The sequence below is a fragment of the Flavobacterium limi genome (assembly GCF_010645075.1).
GTDB classification, from domain to species: domain Bacteria; phylum Bacteroidota; class Bacteroidia; order Flavobacteriales; family Flavobacteriaceae; genus Flavobacterium; species Flavobacterium limi.
Window position 1 is genome coordinate 803,116 of the sequence record NZ_JAADZV010000001.1, and the last position, 20,250, is coordinate 823,365.

19 protein-coding genes are annotated in these 20,250 nt (G+C 33.7%); 7 read left to right on the forward strand and 12 right to left on the reverse strand.

The window, feature by feature from the left end:
* Nucleotides 1-255: 255 nt before the first annotated feature.
* Both GXM16_RS03530 and GXM16_RS03535 read right to left on the reverse strand, forming a co-directional pair.
* Nucleotides 256-1,509: a hypothetical protein gene (locus tag GXM16_RS03530; RefSeq protein WP_163392769.1), complete on the reverse strand. Its 1,254-nt coding sequence runs from the start codon at nt 1,507-1,509 to the stop codon at nt 256-258.
* A 33-nt stretch (nt 1,510-1,542) separates the two neighbouring features.
* Nucleotides 1,543-1,950, reverse strand: a complete 408-nt coding sequence (locus GXM16_RS03535) for a hypothetical protein (RefSeq protein WP_163392771.1) — start codon at nt 1,948-1,950, stop codon at nt 1,543-1,545.
* 270 nt (nt 1,951-2,220) lie between these two features.
* Between GXM16_RS03535 and GXM16_RS03540 the strand changes: the two genes are divergently transcribed.
* Entirely contained in the window at nt 2,221-2,628 is a 408-nt protein-coding gene (locus GXM16_RS03540; protein WP_163392772.1) for a DoxX family protein, read from the forward strand.
* Here the strand turns inward: GXM16_RS03540 and GXM16_RS03545 are convergent, their stop codons facing one another.
* From GXM16_RS03545 to GXM16_RS03555, 3 genes are read right to left on the reverse strand one after another with little or no spacing between them, the layout of a single operon-like run.
* The gene (locus tag GXM16_RS03545) at nt 2,629-3,096 is read right to left on the reverse strand and encodes a hypothetical protein (protein ID WP_163392774.1); all 468 of its coding nucleotides are present in this window, start codon (nt 3,094-3,096) and stop codon (nt 2,629-2,631) included. It abuts the gene before it with no gap.
* A 17-nt stretch (nt 3,097-3,113) separates the two neighbouring features.
* Complete coding sequence (locus GXM16_RS03550) at nt 3,114-3,824, reverse strand: LytR/AlgR family response regulator transcription factor (protein ID WP_163392776.1); 711 nt, start codon at nt 3,822-3,824, stop codon at nt 3,114-3,116.
* On the reverse strand, nt 3,800-4,795 hold the full coding sequence (locus GXM16_RS03555) for a sensor histidine kinase (RefSeq protein ID WP_163392778.1): 996 nt from the start codon (nt 4,793-4,795) through the stop codon (nt 3,800-3,802). Before GXM16_RS03555 ends, GXM16_RS03550 begins: the two co-directional genes overlap by 25 nt.
* 171 nt (nt 4,796-4,966) lie before the next feature.
* Between GXM16_RS03555 and GXM16_RS03560 the strand changes: the two genes are divergently transcribed.
* The 5 genes from GXM16_RS03560 (at nt 4,967) to GXM16_RS03580 (ending at nt 9,757) form a co-directional block, all read left to right on the forward strand.
* Complete coding sequence (locus tag GXM16_RS03560) at nt 4,967-5,947, forward strand: hypothetical protein (RefSeq protein WP_163392780.1); 981 nt, start codon at nt 4,967-4,969, stop codon at nt 5,945-5,947.
* 15 nt (nt 5,948-5,962) lie between these two features.
* Complete coding sequence (locus tag GXM16_RS03565) at nt 5,963-6,175, forward strand: hypothetical protein (protein WP_163392782.1); 213 nt, start codon at nt 5,963-5,965, stop codon at nt 6,173-6,175.
* Nucleotides 6,176-6,303: 128 nt separating this feature from the next.
* Nucleotides 6,304-7,833, forward strand: coding sequence for a SulP family inorganic anion transporter (locus GXM16_RS03570; RefSeq protein ID WP_163392784.1), 1,530 nt, complete (start codon nt 6,304-6,306; stop codon nt 7,831-7,833).
* 83 nt (nt 7,834-7,916) lie between these two features.
* A complete protein-coding gene (locus GXM16_RS03575) occupies nt 7,917-8,825 on the forward strand; it encodes a helix-turn-helix domain-containing protein (protein WP_163392786.1) in 909 nt (302 codons plus the stop codon).
* A gap of 92 nt (nt 8,826-8,917) precedes the next feature.
* On the forward strand, nt 8,918-9,757 hold the full coding sequence (locus tag GXM16_RS03580) for an oxidoreductase (protein WP_163392788.1): 840 nt from the start codon (nt 8,918-8,920) through the stop codon (nt 9,755-9,757).
* Between the two features lie 112 nt (nt 9,758-9,869).
* Here the strand turns inward: GXM16_RS03580 and groL are convergent, their stop codons facing one another.
* The 7 genes from groL to miaB form a co-directional block, all read right to left on the reverse strand.
* Nucleotides 9,870-11,501 (reverse strand): chaperonin GroEL, encoded by a 1,632-nt coding sequence (gene groL, locus GXM16_RS03585; RefSeq protein WP_163392790.1) that lies wholly within the window; start codon nt 11,499-11,501, stop codon nt 9,870-9,872.
* Nucleotides 11,502-11,586: 85 nt separating this feature from the next.
* On the reverse strand, nt 11,587-11,862 hold the full coding sequence (locus tag GXM16_RS03590; RefSeq protein WP_012023920.1) for a co-chaperone GroES: 276 nt from the start codon (nt 11,860-11,862) through the stop codon (nt 11,587-11,589).
* 141 nt (nt 11,863-12,003) lie between these two features.
* Entirely contained in the window at nt 12,004-12,345 is a 342-nt protein-coding gene (gene secG, locus GXM16_RS03595; protein ID WP_163392793.1) for a preprotein translocase subunit SecG, read from the reverse strand.
* Nucleotides 12,346-12,349: 4 nt separating this feature from the next.
* Nucleotides 12,350-13,744, reverse strand: coding sequence for a tetratricopeptide repeat protein (locus GXM16_RS03600; RefSeq protein WP_163392795.1), 1,395 nt, complete (start codon nt 13,742-13,744; stop codon nt 12,350-12,352).
* Nucleotides 13,745-13,818: 74 nt separating this feature from the next.
* Nucleotides 13,819-14,337, reverse strand: coding sequence for an LptE family protein (locus GXM16_RS03605; RefSeq protein WP_163392797.1), 519 nt, complete (start codon nt 14,335-14,337; stop codon nt 13,819-13,821).
* 72 nt (nt 14,338-14,409) lie between these two features.
* Nucleotides 14,410-15,669 (reverse strand): sigma-54 interaction domain-containing protein, encoded by a 1,260-nt coding sequence (locus GXM16_RS03610; RefSeq protein WP_163392799.1) that lies wholly within the window; start codon nt 15,667-15,669, stop codon nt 14,410-14,412.
* Between the two features lie 141 nt (nt 15,670-15,810).
* Entirely contained in the window at nt 15,811-17,256 is a 1,446-nt protein-coding gene (miaB, locus tag GXM16_RS03615) for a tRNA (N6-isopentenyl adenosine(37)-C2)-methylthiotransferase MiaB (RefSeq protein ID WP_163392801.1), read from the reverse strand.
* Nucleotides 17,257-17,730: 474 nt separating this feature from the next.
* Between miaB and topA the strand changes: the two genes are divergently transcribed.
* Complete coding sequence (gene topA, locus GXM16_RS03620) at nt 17,731-20,247, forward strand: type I DNA topoisomerase (protein ID WP_163392803.1); 2,517 nt, start codon at nt 17,731-17,733, stop codon at nt 20,245-20,247.
* Nucleotides 20,248-20,250 lie beyond the last annotated feature (3 nt).

Consider the following 20,250-nt stretch of genomic DNA (forward strand, 5'->3'; position numbering starts at 1 on the left):
TTATTCCAAAAAAAGTTCTTCATTTACAATTCCTTGCGGATTAACTAAAAATGATGGTTAAAATTATTCTTTGCAAGAATAGAACTAATTTTGATTCTGGCTATACGTATAAATACCTGTTTTTGTAAAAAAAATAAAAAATAATATTAATTTATTACTTCATGCAGTTTTGCTATTTTCAAAAATCATTGATGAAAATTTTCATAAACAATTCCACTAAATTTTTATCTAAAATATTAAAATCTATTTTTTATATTAATTATTGGAATTTAATGACGATTTCCCAAATCCATAATTTATTCCAAATAGGGTAAAAATGTTTTTATCAATTCCGAAATTAGTTCCATATGCACCGGTTATAAATAATCCGTCACTTATTTTATATTGTATTGTCCCCACCTTTCGTTCACTATTTAAATTACTTTTGTCTGAGTAATCTCTTTTTATATATTCATACGAAATGGATAAATCTTTGATAGAATATTCTAATTTAAAACCTAAATCAAATGCGTTTATCCGCTTAAATACATCTAAAGAACCTTCTTCCGGTAAATTATCACGTATAAATCTGGTGCATAATATGAAAGCTAAATTATCATTTAATTCAGTCTTATCTACACTAAAGGCATTCACTGCAGCATTCATCCATAAACCACTTCTGTTAAAACGTTTGTTTTTTGTTGTATTATCTGGAAATGCTTCTGAATAAGCAAATGCTAAATCAACCTGAATTAAAGGAAGGTCATCTAATTCTTTTAAATAATTTTGAATAAGAGTATCTTTTTTGATGTTTTCTTCTAATAAATCAGGAGCCTGATTTTCAAAATCATCCATTTTTTTTTGAAGAAGTGCTCTGTTTGCAATTGCGTTTTGATATTCTGTGTTAATGCTGTCCTTTAAAGTGTTATCATCTTCATTTTTTAATTGTGTATATATTTCTCTGATTTTATTATCTATCCTGTTTAATTCTATTTCGAGAGCATCAACATCTTTTTGATTTGGGCGTAAGTTTATTATTCTTTCAGAAAAATTAGCCAAAGCAGTTTTTAATTTTTGATTTTGTTTTTCGCTTCTGTATGTAATAAGATTTGTTTTTACACCAAAGGCTATATAGTTTGTATTTTTAATCAAACTGCCGGAGGTAGAATCATTAAAAACAGAAGCTAAAGAAATACTCATTTTATTAAATATACCTGTGAATGTATTTGCTTTGCCTGTTTCATCTTTTATATTTAAATATTGGAAAACATTAGCATTTTTAGGTTTAAAATACCAATAAGGAGTTACTTCTAATGCAAAATTTTTAGGAATCGCCGTCCCATTGTTAGTAAGGCTCATTATACTTGCAGCAAATGCCTTCGGGTTAGAAGGTCTGTCTATATTACTTGGAGCTATATCAAGGATTTGAAATCCCGGAGTGTTTAGGTTTTTTAAATCTTTAAGTTCAATATTTTGCGCTTGTAGTGAAAACGTACACCACAGCAATACTATAATTAGAAGATTTTTCATATGAGTTAATATTTGTCCTTTGAATTTGATTTCTTACCTGCTTAATAAGTTGATTTTTTTAGTTGCGATTATAGTTTCTCCACTAGTACTTTTCTTTTTTTCAGCAGGAAGTAATTCAAATGGATTTTTTTGATTTGATTCTCCACCTTCTAAATAATAATGAATCTGTAAATTCTCAAAGCAACTTCCCCAGGCAGTTTTAGGAATTTTAGTAAGTACGATGTCAGTTTCAATTTTTATAGTACCTCCGTCTAATTGTGAAGCAAAGCCCAAACTAGTTTTACTAACTAATCCGGCTCCATTTGATGACGCTCCTTTATTATATATACTGCCATTAATAATTAACTTTATTTCAGTCACAGCAATACCATGTGTAGAAACCGTAACAGTTATAAAGACTTCTTTTTTATCTTTTCCAATAAAGTAATTTTCTATTGCCATAAATTTTAAAATTAATGTATTTTGTTCAACAAGATTACTACATTTAGAAAAAATAAGAACAAGTATTTGTACGGTATTTAGTATGTAAAATAAATTAATTTGTTTGTAATGAGTGTTTTAATTATTGAAAAAGAGTGTCCTATTTTGAAAATGTTTTTGCATGGATATAAAATAATAAATCTAAGTAAGCTTGTAAATATCTGACTTAGTTGATGTTTAAATTTGTGTAGAATTTATAGGCATAAAATAAATATAAAAAATATCTTAAGTATGGAAAACACAAACACATCAAAACTTCAAAATTTCGTTAGAATATTTCTCGGATTATTTATGATTACAGCCGGAATAGGACATTTAACTTTTCAAAGAGATGATTTTCAGGCACAGGTTCCTAATTGGATTCCTCTTAGTAAGGATTTAGTGGTGATACTTTCGGGAATCGTTGAAATCATATTGGGTCTGGCAATGCTGTTTTTGACGAAGTATAAAACTAAAGTCGGAATTGCACTTGCTGTATTTTATATTTTAATTTTTCCCGGGAACATTGCGCAATATGTAAATGGAACTTCCGCTTTTGGTCTTGACACTGATCAGGCTCGATTAATCCGGCTATTTTTTCAGCCAGTTTTGATTTTTTTAGCGTTGTGGTCTACTGGAACTTTGTTTAGGAAGAAATAGTTATAATCTGGATATAAATTTGTTTAAAGGAATGGCTTCATCAAAATACTGTTTGAATTTTTCCGATAGTATTTTATTTTTGAATTTGATGATTGTATATGTACTGTCAAAAGCGTTTATCTCAATAACGGCATTTTCGACTTGAAATTTTCCATTTTCCCAAATTGAATCATTTTCTTCAGTATAGGGCAAATTATTTTTATCAATTATGATTTCCTGATTTTTTGGAAAACCACAAATCACTCCCCAAATTATTTGCGTTTCAGAGTTAAGAATCTCATGGAAATTTTCATTTGAAAGAATAAAAAAATCTTCTTCATGATTAATTGATAAATATTTATCAGAGATAAATTCAACATCACTAATTAACCAGTTATATGATTTAATGTCAGCTAAAACTGGGTTTAATATTTCTTTTAAATTAGTGTGAAATTTTAGTCTTTCGCTATGTTGAATTATCCAGTTCATTATCCTTTTTTTAAAATTTACTTAAAAAAACTATCCAATAAAATCTGATACTTTCTTCCGACAGGGATAATTTCATTGTTGCATAGTGTCAGATTTTTAAAAGTAACAGAGGTAATTTTGCTCACATTTACAATGTAAGAACGATGTACCTGAAGGAAATCAGTGCAATCTATTTCTGCGGCTATGCTTGCCAGAGATCCGTAAATAATCATTGGGAGGCTATGTCCGGAACTGTAAAGTTTCATATAGTTGCCCAGACTTTCGATGTAAATAATATCGCTCAAAAGAATATTGGTCATTTGGCCGTTTACACGATGAGAAAGTACTTTTCCGTTGGAGGTGTTTTCTTTCTTTATGTTGTTTCCTGAGAAATAAATTTTAGCCTTTTCAATTGCTTTAGAGAATTTTTCGAAGGAAATAGGTTTCATCAGATAATCTATAGCATCATTTTGATACGCTGAAAGCGCAAAATCAGAATAAGCCGTGGTGACAATTGTAAGTGGGCGGTTGGGTTGCAATTCCATTAATTCTACACCCGAAATTACCGGCATATTAATATCAAGGAAAATAATATCGTATTTGTTTTCGTTGAGCATTTTAAGAGCTTCCATTCCGCTAAAAGCGCTTCCGGAATGTTCCAGATCGTCAAATTTTGCAATATGCGAGGAGAGCGCCTTATGTGCAGGAGATTCATCGTCAATAATCAGACAACGGTAGGTAAATTCCATATGCTTAATTTTACGATAAAGGTATCTTTTTCTTTTTTACAGCTTAAGACGTGTTTTAAGCCATAAACTTCTAATCGTCTTTTAAGGTTTTCGATTCCAATTCCCGTACCCGAAAGTCGTGAACCTGAAACGAGAAAATTGTTTTTTAGAGTAAAAGTCAAATTTCGGCAATTTAATTTTAAATCCAGATGAATAAAAGGCTCCTGGGTTTCGGCAGAGAATTTAACAGCATTTTCTACTAAAGGCAAAAAGAACAATGGCGGAATCTCGGTCAGATTATAAACACCTTCAATGTTTTGAATGACACACAGTCTTTCGTTTCTAAAGGTATAATATTCAATATATTTTTTAACAAAGGCTATTTCTTCTTCAATTAAAACATAATCTTTTTTGGTAGCTTCAATCTGATACCGAAGCATGTCAGAAAGATTCAGTATCCGGTCAGGAACTTTATCCGGTTCTGCTAATGCTTCCCCGTAAAGGTTATTCATAGCATTCAGTAAAAAATGTGGATTCAATTGCTGCTTCAAAAACAAAAGTTCAGACTTGAAATTCATTATATCTTTATCTGTTTGTATAATTTTTTTGGTAATAAAAATATGTACAAAGTAAAAGAAAGTTCCATTTATAATGAGTGACAATATTTGCAGTGTCTTTAAATTTCCTAATCCAACTTCGGGAAAAAACCAGGCCATACAATAGTAAAAACCAGTCCAGTAGACTACCATAAGTATAGAAAAAAGTTTAAATTTTTTACGGAATAAAAAGGGTTTGATTATAAAAAGATTAAAACAGGTAACCCAAACGATAGTGGGGAAATAACCAACAGCAATTTTGCTGAGAATATAAGGCCAGTCATGTCCGTCCAGTTTTATTTCATCGTACACACAAGCCAGGATAATCAAATATACAAGCGTGTTTACGATAAGGTTGCGTAGAAAAAAGTTCTGGTAGATTTTTGCAATTGTCATAGCGGCAAAAATAATATAATAGTATAGGTTATAGTTGTTAGTGAGAGATAAATTATACAAACGCCATTCGTATAAATCATACGCCACTGGTATAAAATTGTTATTATAATCAGAATCTCTAAATTATTTTTGAACAGGATATAATCATTATAAAAACAGTATTTCAAGTTTATGAAATCAAAAATCATTTCGTTAATCGTTGTATTTACATCTTTACAAACCATAGCTCAGGAAAAAAAACCGGATATGAAAACATTTGGTAAAGCTATAATTGACAAATTTCCAGCTACAAGAACTTTTGATATTCAATACGAGCAATTAGGACCTTCAGATTATGATTCTGAATTATTGGGAAATAAATTTGAAAGAGGCAGAATTGAAAATCATAATCGGTTTAAAGCAGCTTTTAATTTGCCTTTTTATGCTTCAAAATCCAAACAGTTTGTTTTGACAACTTCACTGCGATACAAATATGAAAGTTATGATTTTGGAGAAATTTACAATTATAATACAAGTCAAATTTATTCTCGAGAAAATAAAAATACCCAATATTGGGCCGGAGCAGTAAGCGCAACCTATATGTCTTTTCTTTTTTACAAACCGGTTATTTATAATGCAACAGCAACTGTTGATGGGGACGAGAATGATTTCCAGCGTTTAAAAGGTTTTTTTTCGGTAGTTTTTGTGCTTAAAAAAAACTCTTCTACAACAATTACCGCAGGAGCTTTGGCATTATTGGATCCTTCATCAATAATTCCGGTTACACCACTTTTTTCACTGAATCATAAGTTTAAAAATTCAAAATGGGATATGGATTTTGTTCTGCCACAGCGAATTTTGTTTAGAAGAGAATTGCTCGAAAATGGAAGAATTTCTATGGGAACAGAATTAAATTCTGAAAATTTTTATCTCAATTTAAATACTGCCAATTTGAAAGACGTTTATGAACTTAATCAACTGGAATTAAAATCCGGAATTACATATGAATATAGTTTTTCACGCAAAATAATTGCATTTGTAAAAGGCGGTGTTAATCATGTGCTGACCACCCGAATTACCGAAAAAGGTGAGCGAACCAATCGATATGTTTATGATCAGAAAGAAGATACTCAGGGGTATTTTAGATTTGGAATTTCATACAATCTATTTTAATTTAAATTAATAATTATGGTAGTTGAAATTTTTAGGACAAATGTTCAGGAAGAGGCAGATAAAAATCATATTATAAATGGTATTCAGACTCAATTTCCTGCTTATAAAATCAATTTTGATTTAGAAGACTGCGATAAAATATTGAGGGTTGAAGGTGATGAACTGAAACCTGAAAATATTGTAGAATATGTTACTCATCTGGGATATGTTTGTGTTCCTTTAGAATAAAATATGATAAGTTTTATTTTTTCATGTATAATGCTGTTCTTGGAGCAGTTATAAGTACTGAAGTTTCTTTTTTTGTAGAGAAAGGTTTTATTCATTTTATGCACATTATTTTTCTAAATTTGTACCTTATGAAAAAAGCTTTCCAACTCTTCGATTTTTCTCAAAAGGTCAATTATAAAAATGAAATTTTAGCAGGTTTAACGGTAGCTATGACAATGATTCCGGAATCGTTGTCGTTTGCAATTTTAGCCGGATTTCCACCTTTAGTCGGGTTGTATGCCGCTTTTATTGCTGGATTGGTTACGGCAATATTTGGAGGAAGATCAGGAATGATTTCCGGCGGGGCAGGAGCAACCGTGATTGTTTTAATAGCTTTGATGAAATCCCACGGAATAGAATATGTTTTTGCAGCCGTCGCGTTGGGCGGAGTTGTGCAAATCTGCATCGGACTTTTTAAACTCGGTAAATTTATCAGATTAGTTCCGCAGCCCGTTATGTTTGGCTTTGTAAATGGTCTTGCAGTTGTGATTTTTATGTCGCAGTTAGAACAATTCAAAACAGTTGTAAACGGTCAGGTTTCATGGTTGCAGGGTACTCCGTTATATATTATGTTAAGTTTGGTGGCTTTAACAATCAGCATTGTTTTGCTTTTTCCTAAAATTACAAAAGCTGTTCCGGCATCTTTGGTTGCCATTATGATTGTATTTGCTCTGGTAATTGTGTTTAATATCGAAACCAAAACGGTAGAAGATATAGCATCCGTTCAGGGCGGATTTCCTCCTTTTCACATTCCAAATATTCCCATTTCTTTTGAGACTCTAAAAGTGATATTTCCGTATTCCGTAATTGTGGCGGCAGTAGGCTTAACTGAAGGTTTGCTGACACTAAATTTGGTCGATGAAATTACCGGAACAAGAGGAAACAGCAATCGAGAATGTATTGCGCAGGGAAGTTCAAATATCTTAAACGGCTTTTTTTACGGAATGGGAGGGTGTCCGATGATTGCACAGACTTTAGTAAATCTTGGCGCAGGTTCAAGAGCAAGACTTTCAGGAATTATTGGTGCTTTAACGATTTTAATAATCATACTTTTTGGTGCACCTGTAATCGGGAAATTGCCAATGGCAGCTCTGGTTGGGGTAATGATGATGGTTGCAATTACCACTTTTGAATGGGCGAGTTTCAAAATCATTAATAAAATGCCAAAACACGATATTTTTGTTGGAATTTTAGTTGCCTTAATCACAATTGTACTGCATAATCTGGCTTTAGCGGTTTTAATTGGAGTAATTATCTCAGCTTTGGTTTTTGCCTGGGAAAGTGCTAAAAGAATCCGTGCAAGACATTTTATTGATGAAAACGGCATAAAACATTATCAGATTTATGGGCCTTTATTTTTTGGTTCTACAACTGCTTTTATCGAAAAATTTGATATTCAAAACGATCCTAATCATATTATAATTGATTTTAAAGAAAGCCGTGTTTCTGACATGTCAGCAATTGAAGCTTTAAATAATCTGACCCAAAAATACAATCAATTAAATAAAGTAGTTGAATTAAAACATCTGAGTGAAGACTGCAGACAATTATTGAAAAACGCCGAGGCAGTTATTAATGTAAATGTGATTGAAGATCCGACGTATAAAGTAGTTTCTTAATAATTATAAATTGTCAATTGATTTTCTAATTAGCACATTTTCAAATTGTCTAATTAATAATTTGATTTTTGTAACTTTACTAAATGAAACTCACAGAAACCTTAGAAGATTTTTATACCGTTAAAATAAAAGGAATGCCCGAAAACCTTAAAAAAGAAATCGGACATTTTAATGTATTTAAACTCGATGATTATGTTGGAACAACTTGTAATCCATTACCGTATACCAGAAAAGATTTCTTTAAGATAAGTTTGATTATTGGCAAAAATAAAGTCCACTATGCGGATAAAATTGTTGAGATAGAAGATCAGGCTTTATTTTTTGCAAATCCGCAAATCCCATATAGCTGGGAACACTTAGACGAAAAGCAAACCGGGTTCTTCTGTATTTTTACAGATGCTTTTTTTAGTCAGTTTGGCAATTTAAAAGATTACCCTCTCTTTCAGCCGGGCGGAAATCCTGTTGTTCCGATTTCAGAAGAATTAGCGGAGTCCTTAAAAAATGTCTATTTAAGAATGTTTGACGAAATAAATTCAGATTATGCTTTTAAATATGATATACTCAGAAACCTTGTTTTCGAAATTATTCATCTTGCGCTGAAAACACAAACTGTAACTGCTTCATTATATAGTAAATCGAATGCTACAATCCGGATTTCTTCGTTGTTTTTAGAATTGTTAGAGCGACAGTTTCCTGTTGAATCCATATCTCAGCAAATTAATTTCAGATCTCCATCTGAATTTGCAAGTCAGTTAAATGTGCACGTGAACCATCTTAATAAAGCTTTGAAAGAAACCACCGGAAAAACCACTTCTCAAATTATTACTGAAAGAATTATTCAGGAAGCAATGATTTTACTTAAGCAGACCAATTGGAATATTAACGAAATCGCCTGGTGTTTAGGTTTCGAAGAGTTGTCTCATTTTATCAATTTTTTTAAGAAAAACGTTCAGACTTCACCCAAAAATTATCGTATGGCTGAAATTGTTTGATTTTTGTAACTTTTGGTTTGATTGAGTTAATATTTATGATGAACTTCGACCATAACTTTGTCCTGTAATTAAAACGTAAAAAATTTAAAATCATGGAAAATAACAAAGTATGGTTCATTACAGGAGCTTCAAAAGGAATTGGATTAGTTTTGGCAAAGAAACTATTGGCTCAGGGTCAAAAAGTAGCTGCGACATCAAGAACAAAAGAAGCTTTGATTAAAGCAATTGGAGGTACTTCTCCTAATTTTCTTCCCTTAGAAATGGATTTGACCAAAGAAAGTAGTGTAAAAAATGCAATTGAAACTACTGTTAATCAATTTAAGGCCATCGATGTTCTGGTAAATAACGCGGGTTACGGTTTATTAGGAGCATTGGAGGAATTGACAGATGAAGAATCAAGGAAAAATTATGAGGTAAACGTTTTTGGATTGTTGAATGTAATCAGAAATACGATGCCTTACATGCGTGCTAACAAATCAGGGCATATTTTTAATATTTCTTCTGTTGGAGGTTATGTTGGGAATTTTCCCGGTTGGGGGATTTATTGTTCTACCAAATTTGCAGTTGCGGGCTTAACAGAATCTTTGTCGGCAGAAGTAAAAGAATTTGGGGTGAATGTAACCTTGGTTTACCCGGGATATTTTAGAACTGATTTCTTAAAAGACAGTTCTTTATTGCTGCCTGAAAATCCAATAGCAGAATATAAAGCTGTCAGAGAATCTGAAAGCGCTCATAAAGACAGTATTAATGAAAATCAGCCTGGAGATCCTGAAAAATTAGCTGACGCTTTGATTAAAGTTAGTCAGGATCAAAACCCACCGCTTCATTTATTCTTAGGAGAAGATGCTTTTAATATGGCGAACCAAAAAATAGCAAGTATTCAGGGAGAATTGGAAAAGTGGAAATCAGTTTCAGTTTCAACCGGGTTTTAAATTGTCTAGGTTTTCTAATTAGTAAATTTTTAATCAATAAAGATAAAAGTTTAAAGTAAAACGCCACATAGAATTTCTATGTGGCGTTTTAAGTTGTAAGAAGTTGAGACGATTACATCATTCCCGGCATTCCGCCTCCCATCGGCATTCCGCCTCCGGCATTTTCTTCTTTAATATCAATTAAGGCACATTCTGTAGTTAAGATCATCCCGGATACAGATGCAGCGTTTTCAAGAGCTACACGAGTTACTTTTTTAGGATCGATAATTCCTGCAGTTAGCATGTCTACATATTCATCAGTTTTAGCGTTGTATCCAAAATCACCAGAACCTTCACCTACCTTAGAAACTACTACAGAACCTTCAAGACCAGCGTTTTCAACGATAGTTCTCAATGGAGATTCAACAGCTCGGGAAACGATTTGAATTCCGGTTGCCTCATCAGCATTGTCTGCTTTTAATTCAGTCAAAGCAGCTTTAGCTCTCAATAAAGCTACACCGCCACCAGCAACGATTCCTTCTTCGACAGCAGCGCGGGTTGCGTGTAGTGCATCGTCAACTCTGTCTTTTTTCTCTTTCATTTCAACTTCAGAAGCAGCACCAACATAAAGAACAGCAACACCTCCGGCTAATTTAGCCAAGCGTTCTTGTAGTTTTTCTTTATCGTAATCAGACGTAGTGGTTTCCATCTGACCTTTAATTTGGTTTACACGGTTTTTGATGATATCTGCTTCACCGGCACCGCTTACGATAGTTGTATTATCTTTATCGATAGAAACTCTTTTTGCGTTTCCTAACATTTCGATAGTTGTGTTTTCAAGAGTATAACCTCTTTCTTCAGAAATTACAGTTCCTCCGGTTAAGATTGCGATATCTTCTAACATTGCTTTTCTTCTGTCTCCAAAACCTGGAGCTTTTACAGCAGCAATTTTAAGAGCACCTCTTAATTTGTTTACTACCAATGTAGAAAGAGCTTCTCCGTCAACATCTTCAGCAATAATTAATAATGGTTTTCCCGATTGGGCAACTGGTTCTAAAACCGGAAGTAATTCTTTTAAGGAAGATACTTTTTTGTCGTATAATAATATGTATGGAGAGTCTAATTCAACTTCCATTTTTTCTGGGTTTGTTACGAAGTAAGGAGAAAGGTATCCTCTGTCAAACTGCATTCCTTCAACAACATCAACGAAAGTATCAGTTCCTTTAGCTTCTTCAACAGTAATAACACCTTCTTTTCCCACTTTAGCGAAAGCAGTAGCGATTAGTTCACCAATAACTTCATCATTGTTTGCAGAGATAGCTGCAATTTGTTTGATTTTGTCAGAATCACTTCCGACTACTTTAGCTTGTTTAGCTAAATCAGCGACAATAGCTTCAACAGCTTTGTCAATACCGCGTTTCAAGTCCATTGGATTTGCACCGGCAGCAACGTTTTTTAAACCTTCTTTTACGATAGCCTGAGCTAAAACTGTAGCAGTTGTAGTTCCGTCTCCCGCTAAATCATTGGTTTTAGAAGCAACTTCTTTAACCATTTGCGCACCCATATTTTCTAATGCGTCTTTTAATTCGATTTCTTTTGCAACAGAAACACCATCTTTAGTAACTGTTGGCCCACCAAATGATTTCCCGATAATTACATTACGACCTTTTGGTCCCAGGGTTACTTTTACAGCATTTGCTAATGCATCAACACCGCGTTTTAATCCGTCACGTGCTTCAATATCAAATTTTATATCTTTTGCCATTTTTAATTTTTTGTTTAAAGTTTTATTTGTTTCAAGTTACATTAGTCTTAATTCTTAATACTGAGAACTTAATACGTATTGTTTTTTAGATTATCGCTAAGATATCATCTTCACGCATGATCAAATAATCAGTTCCTTCCAGTTTTAATTCTGTTCCTGCATATTTACCATAAAGGACAGTATCACCAACTTTAACGGTCATAGTGTGATCTTTAGATCCGTTTCCTACTGCCACTACGGTTCCTTTTTGTGGTTTTTCTTTGGCAGTGTCCGGAATAAAGATTCCTGATGCAGTTTTAGTTTCGGCTGCAACTGGCTCGATAAGTACGCGATCTGAAAGCGGTTTAATGTTTAAGGCCATGATTTTATATTATTATAGTTATACGTTTTTTAATGCTCTATTAACTTTCAGAAATTATGCCATGCTTATAAAACTGACATTTTTTCCTAAAAAAAATGCCAGCTTTGACAGGCTGGCATTTATCTTTTTATTTCAAAATTATTATTTAGCTGCAGGAGTAGCCGGAGCCGGAGTTCCCTGAACAGGAGCAGCTGGTGTTGTTGCTGCAGGTGCTTCAGTTTTTTCAATAATTTTAGAGTCGGTATCACTTAATGATCCTGTAAAGCTTAAACTTGAAAGCAAAATTAAAGCAATCAGAATAGTAGCTAACGTCCAGGTACTTTTGTCTAAAAAGTCTGTGGTTTTTTGTACTCCGCCTAACATTTGAGTTCCGCTGATAGTAGATGACAATCCTCCACCTTTAGGGTTCTGAACCATGATTACTACGATCAATAGAAAACAAACTATTGTGATTAAAACTAAAAAAATTGAAAATGTGCTCATTGCCTTAATTATTGTTATTGTTATTTTGTTGTAAAATCTTTATGTCCGATATGCGGTCTGCAAAGAAAGTAATTTTTTCTGGATATTTCAAAATTAATATTTCATATGCTTGTATTGCTTTTGTATATTTTTTTTGTTCCAAATATACTCTGGCTAACGTCTCTGTCATTAGGTATGAATTATCTTCTTTGCTGGCGTCGGGTTGTACTGCAGGATTTATTGCTGTTTGTTTTATAGGAGAAATTTTGGGGTTTGTTTCGATGAATTTATCGATTATTTCTGCTTTTTTCTTTTTCTCTTCGTCAATCATATCATTTTCGACTATGTTTTCAACTTTTGTTTCTTTACTTACTGCTTTTGTCCGGTCAATTGGCTCAGGTTTTGCTAATTGCAGCCATTCCTGAAAAGAATGTTTCTCATTGAATGAAAAATCCAGTGGCTTTCCTATTTCCAGATTTTCTTCGGCAGTTTTTACTGTTTGTAGAACCTCAGTTTCTTTTCGTTCTTCAATTTCAGGCACTTCTTCAAAAACAACTGTTGCGGCTTCCTGTAATGAAGTATATATTGACTCTTCAATTGGTTCAACCCTTACCTCAGGAATTTTATTCTCTTCGGTTTTACCATCTTCTATTTCATCCTCTACAATTTCATCAAAAAAAGTTCTTGTTGGTTCTTTAATAGGTAATGGTTCAATGACAGGCGTTTCTTCAATAGTTGGACTTACTTTCTGAAAAGAATCTAATGTCGGTTGATTAGTAATGGAATCAATTGGATTATCTTCAATTTTTAGAGGTTCTTCAAAAGTAGTTTCTGTTACTTCTTTAAAAGAATTTAAAATGGATTGCTCAGAAAGTGGCTCGATTGGTTTTTCTTCAGTTTCTGCAGGTTCTTCAAAAGTAACGTTTGTGACTTCTATAAACGAATCTAAAATAGATTGCTCAGAAACTGACTCAATTGGATTTTCTTCAATTTTTACAATTGCCTCAAAAGTAGTTGCATTTGTAGCTTCCTTAATCGAATCTAAGATAGACTTTTCGATAGGATCAACCCGAACTTCTGCCTGTTTTTTCTTTTCTTCTGCCAATACAATTTCGCTGTCAAGGACTGTTATGTTTAACAGGTCTCTAAGTTTGCGGTCATAATATTCGCCCTGGATAGAAGTAAAAGTTTCAGAAGTAATAAAATCAAACAAAACCGAACGATCTGATGTGTGCGCAGCTGTAACTTTTAAAGCATAATTATACTTAAAACTGTTTTGATTGTATAGCCCTTTTAATCGCAATGCACGTGCACTTTGAAAGTAAGGAAATTCGATCAAAACACTACCTAATGCTTCTGTCTGCTTTTCTGTAATAGCATCAGGTTTGTTAATTAGGTAAGTATAATTAGTTACGTTCATTATTTATTATTTAATTATTTTTTTTATTATAATAGTTTTGTTTGGTCGATTGTCTTAACAATTGAGCCTAAAAATTACCATTTTGCTAATGACTCATTAAAGATGTCTTGTGTGATTCTTTCAAAAATAGTTTTAAGAGCTTCATTTAAAACACTTCCAACAAGCTGGGATTGAGCTGGATAATCATGATAAAATTCGAATGTTTTTTCAAAATCGTCAGTTTCTTTCTTTTTATTTGAAAAACGAACATTTACACGAATTGTTAAACGATTTTGAGAAGCTGCTGCGTCACCATTTGTAGTTACAGCTGTTGCAGTCATTGGAGTAATTCGATAATCTATAATTTCACCCTCATAAAGTAAATCGCCATTTGCAGTTACCAAATTTAAATTGGTTTGATTCATAATCAAATCCTGCAAAGTTAATGTAAACTCCCTGTCGATTCCCGGCTCAATCAAATCAGCATTATTCTGAAAAAAGTTTACCTGAAATGTGTCGGCATCAATTGGAGTAGCTCCAGTAAAATTATAAATACCACATCCGCTGAAAGTTGTAGTTATTAACAGAATTAAAATGTACTTTAAGTTTTTCATTTTTAAATTTAAAAATTGTCACAGGTATAATTTTGACAAAGATATTTATTTTATGTCGTAAGTTTTTGTAAACTATAAATCGAATTGTTTGATTTTTCGGTACAAAGTTCTTTCTGAAATGCCTAATTCATCAGCAGCAGCTTTACGTTTTCCTTTGTTTTTTTCTAATGATTTTTTGATCATTTCGATTTCTTTTTGTTCTAAACGTAAAATCTCCTCTTCTTCAATCGTTTCAGCATCCAGATAATTATTGTCATCTTGTAGATGGTAATTATCTTCATGGGTTGTGGGTGTCATTACTGCAGTTCCTGGCTGTTCTTCAAAATCGATTTCGCTGTCATTTACTTGTGAACCGTATATTTTCTGAATTAAATTTGGATTAATGTCCTGCACTTTTGATGAACCATTTTTCATCAGTTCCAAAGTGAGTTTTTTCAAATCATTCAGGTCGCTTTTCATATCAAAAAGCACTTTATATAATATGTCTCTTTCGGTACTGAAATCACTTTCTTTTTTGCTGTCGCTGATTACAGAAGGCAGATTGCTTCCTTCGGCAGGCAAATACGATTGTAAAGTTGCTAATGAAATATCCCGGTTAGTCTCCAATACGGAAATTTGTTCTGCCACATTTCGTAATTGACGAATATTACCGCTCCATCTGAATTTTTGTAAAAGCTGCACCGCATTATCATCCAGTTTCAATGGGGGCATTTTGTATTTATGCGCAAAATCAGCTACAAACTTCCGGAACAACAAATGAATGTCATCGTTTCTTTCACGTAAAGGCGGCAAAGTGATTTCGACTGTGCTTAAACGATAATACAAATCTTCACGGAATTTCCCTTTTTCAATTGCATTAAATAAATTGACATTCGTTGCAGCGACAATTCTCACATTGGTTTTCTGAACCTGTGAAGAACCTACTTTTATAAATTCTCCATTTTCAAGTACACGCAGCAAACGAACCTGTGTTGTTAAAGGTAATTCTCCAACTTCGTCCAGAAAAATAGTTCCTCCGTCAGCCACTTCAAAATAACCTTCACGTGTATTTGTTGCGCCGGTAAAAGCTCCTTTTTCGTGTCCGAAAAGTTCACTATCAATTGTTCCTTCCGGAATCGCTCCACAGTTTACTGCAATATATTTTCCGTGCTTTCTGTGTGAAAGCGAATGTATAATCCTTGGAATATTTTCTTTACCAACACCACTTTCCCCGGTTACCATAACCGAAATATCAGTCGGAGCCACCTGAATTGACTTTTCTATCGCACGGTTTAATTTTGGGTCATTCCCAATAATTTCAAATCGTTGTTTTATTGCCTGAACTGATTCCATTTGTATTTTGTTTCAAGTTGTTATTTGTTTAAGGTTTCAGGTCTGAACTTGAACTTTAAACTTATTGGCTTGTATTTTTTTGTTTCTGATTTGAAGTTACAGAAATAACCTGAAACTTAAAACCTGAAGATTCAAACAATTTTAATTCATTTCACTCAACCCAACAGCTTCGCCTTTTAAGGTTCCGCTTGTACAGCTTGTAATTTTTACATTCACAAAATCCCCAATTTTATAATTCTCTTTAGGGAAAACCACTGTAATACTCTGAGAATTTCTTCCGGAGAATTCTTCTTTTGATTTTTTAGAAACTTTCTCCACTAAAACTTCAACGGTTTTGCTCACAAATTCCTCGCTTCTAAACCAGGCATGTTTTTGTTGTAAATCAACAATTTCCTGTAATCTTCGGGCTTTAGTTTCTTCTTCAACATCATCTTTCATTTTTCTTCCCGCCAGAGTTCCCGGGCGTTCAGAATACGAATACATATAACCGAAATTATATTTTACATATTCCATTAAACTCATAGTATCCTGATGATCTTGTTCAGTTTCTGTTGGGAAGCCGGCAATCATATCCTGCGAAATCGAAGCATCCGGAACAATTGTTCTAATTTTATCAATCAAAGTCATGTATTCTTCACGGGAATGCAAACGATTCATTTCTTTTAAAATTCTGTTGCTTCCGGACTGAACCGGTAAATGAATGTGTTTACAAATGTTTGGATATTTTGCCATAACATGCAAAATACTTTCATGCATATCCTGCGGATTAGAAGTGGAAAAACGAATGCGCATTTTTGGAAAACCAACCGCAACCATTTCAAGCAATTGATCAAAATCGACAGCAGTTGCTTTCTGCATTTCAGAAGCATTTACGAAATCTTTTTTCAAACCTCCGCCGTACCACAGATAACTGTCTACGTTTTGTCCAAGAAGTGTAATTTCTTTAAAACCTTTATTCCACAAATCCTGAATTTCAGCCATAATACTTTGCGGTTCACGGCTTCGCTCACGTCCGCGCGTAAACGGCACAACGCAAAATGTGCACATATTGTCACATCCTCGCGTAATCGAAACCAAAGCTGTGATTCCATTACTCATCAAACGAACTGGCGAAATATCTCCGTAGGTTTCTTCTTTTGATAAAATTACATTAATGGCGTCGCGGCCTTCTTCAACTTCCGCTAACAAATTCGGAAGATCTTTATAAGCATCCGGACCAACGACAAGATCAACGATTTTTTCTTCTTCCAGAAACTGGCTTTTTAAACGTTCTGCCATACAGCCTAAAACGCCCACTTTCATTTTCGGGTTGGTACGTTTCACGGCGTTGTATTTTTCAAGACGTTTACGTATGGTTTGCTCGGCTTTGTCACGAATTGAGCAGGTATTAACCAAAACCAAATCAGCTTCTTCTAAAACGGAAGTTGTGTTATATCCGCCATCAGACAAAATGGAAGCTACGACCTCGCTGTCCGAAAAATTCATCGCACAGCCGTAACTTTCTATAAATAGTTTTTTAGTATTCTCAGGTTTATTTTTCAAAACAAGACTTTCGCCCTGCTTGCTTTCTTCAATAATCTTTTCCATTATAAAAATTCAAAGTGCAAAGATAGCGCAAATATCATGAATATGACAAGATGTCAGATAAAGAATTAACAATGTTTTCAGAATCGTTTGGTAACATTTTTTTGCAAATACATTTTACATTTTACAAATTGTATTTTACTTATTAGGGAGCTATTCCGGCTCTCCGTTTCAAGTCCTCATTAAAAAAGCAAAGTTTCTAATGTTTAAAAAGAGCTCCGCTGGTCGCTTTTTTAAAACAGGAAACTTTTGCTTTTTTAACTCCTGGCTTTTCACTTCAATCCGGACTAGGAACTTTAGTGTTATAAAGAACATTTCGTGGCTATGAACCTTTAAAAATTATACCTATATATATAATTAATCTGTTTACAGATAAATCTTCAATTTTTAGAATCATAATCCCAAAATACTTCAAAAATGAATTATCAGGGTTGATATTTAAAAAAAACTTCTACTTTTGTTGCAGAAAAATAGACTATGGCAAAGAATTTAGTAATAGTGGAGTCACCTGCAAAGGCGAAAACAATCGAGAAATTTCTCGGGAACGATTTTCAGGTGGAGTCAAGTTATGGACACATAGCCGACTTACCTTCCAAGGAAATAGGAGTAGATGTAGAAAATGGGTTTAAACCTAAATACGAAGTTTCTTCTGATAAAAAAGCCTTGGTTAGCAAGCTTAAAACACTATCTAAAAATGCCGAAACGGTTTGGTTAGCGAGCGATGAGGACCGCGAGGGGGAGGCTATTTCATGGCACTTGGCGGAAGAATTAAAACTGGATACCAAAAAAACCAAAAGAATCGTTTTTCACGAGATTACCAAAAGCGCGATTCTTAAAGCAATAGATAATCCAAGAGAAATTGATTATAATTTAGTAAATGCACAACAGGCACGTCGTGTTCTGGATCGTTTAGTGGGTTATGAATTATCTCCGGTTCTATGGAGAAAAATTAAAGGAGGGCTTTCTGCCGGACGTGTCCAATCTGTTTCTGTTCGTTTAATTGTAGAAAGAGAACGCGAAATCCAAACCTTTAATGCAGTTGCAACTTATTCTGTTGTTGCAGAATTCGTAAATGAAGCAGGAAAAGCTTTTAAAGCAAAACTGCCAAAAAATTTCAACACTAAAAAAGAAGCCGAAGATTTTTTAAATCAAAATATCGGTTCTATATATAAGGTAGCAGATTTAGAAACTAAGCCTACCAAAAAATCACCGACAGCACCATTTACAACTTCTACGCTTCAGCAGGAAGCAGCAAGAAAATTGTATTTGCCGGTTGGTATCACCATGCAGCTGGCACAGCGTTTATACGAAGCGGGACTTATTACTTATATGAGAACGGACTCGGTAAATCTTTCAAAAGAAGCAATGGATGCTGCTGAAGCTGAAATCATAAAGTCTTATGGAAAAGAATTCTCTAAACCGAGAATTTTTGCCAATAAAAATAAAGGTGCTCAGGAAGCACACGAAGCTATTCGCCCTACTGATATGTCTCGTCATTCAGTAAATATTGATCGTGATCAGGCTCGTTTATATGATTTGATCTGGAAAAGAACTTTAGCTTCGCAAATGAGTGATGCACAGCTTGAAAGAACAAATGTGAAAATAGAGGCCGATAATCATAGTGAAATCTTTACAGCTTCAGGAGAAGTATTGCTTTTTGAAGGTTTCTTGAAGGTTTATTTAGAAGGTCACGATGACGATGAAGAAGAACAGGAAGGAATGTTACCTGCATTAAAAGTAAATGAAAAGTTAGCTAATAATTACATCACGGCAACTGAAAGATATTCAAGACCGCCAGCAAGGTATACAGAAGCTTCTTTGGTGAAAAAATTAGAAGAATTAGGAATCGGACGTCCGTCTACGTATGCACCGACTATTTCTACTATCATCAATAGAAATTATGTAGAAAAAGGAACTCTTGAAGGGCAAGAACGTAACTATACACAACTTACTTTGCAAAATAGCAAAGTTGGAGAAAAATTGCTAAAAGAAAACACAGGTTCAGATAAAGGGAAACTAGTTCCAACAGATATAGGGACCATTGTTACCGATTTCTTAGTGAAAAATTTCGGAAATATTCTGGACTATAATTTCACTGCAAAAGTAGAGCAGGATTTTGATGAAATTGCTGAAGGAAATATTGATTGGGCAACCATGATGCAGGAATTCTATGATAAGTTTCATCCAAATGTTAAAGATGTTGAGGCAAATGCAGAAAGAGAAAGCGGTGAAAGAATTCTTGGAAAAGATGCAGATGGAAGGCAAGTGTCTGTTCGTTTAGGGAAGTTTGGTCCTATGGCTCAAATAGGAGAAGCTGACGATGAAGATAAAAAATTTGCCAGTTTAATGGCAGATCAAAATATAGGGAATATTACTTTAGAAGATGCTTTGAATCTTTTCTTACTTCCTAAAAACTTAGGAGAATATAAAGGAGAAGAAGTTGAAGTGAGTAATGGACGTTACGGGCCTTATGTACGTCATGGAAGTGTTTTTATTTCTCTTCCAAGAGGAGAAGATCCACTTGCGGTTACAAAAGAAAGGGCTCAGGAGCTAATTGATGAAAAAGCTCTTGCTGATGCGCCAATTGCAGTTTACAAAGGTGAAGCAGTTCAGAAAGGTGTAGGGCGCTTTGGTCCGTTTATAAAATGGAATGGTCTTTTTGTGAATGTCAGTAAAAAATACAATTTTGATAATTTATCTCAGGCTGACGTTGAAGAGCTGATAGAAGATAAATTACAAAAAAACATTGATAAGGTTCTTCATAATTGGGAAGAAGAAGGAATTGTTGTTGAAAAAGCAAGATGGGGACGCTCAGTAATTTTAAAAGGTAAAATCAAAATTGAATTGAGTAAAGATGTTGATGCGACAAAATTGACGTTGGCTCAGGTTCAGGAAATGATCGCGGCTAAAACGCCTGCAAAGAAAACACCTGTAAAAAAAGCAACAACCGCAAAAAAAGCACCAGCAAAAAAAACAGCTGCTAAAAAGAAATAAAAA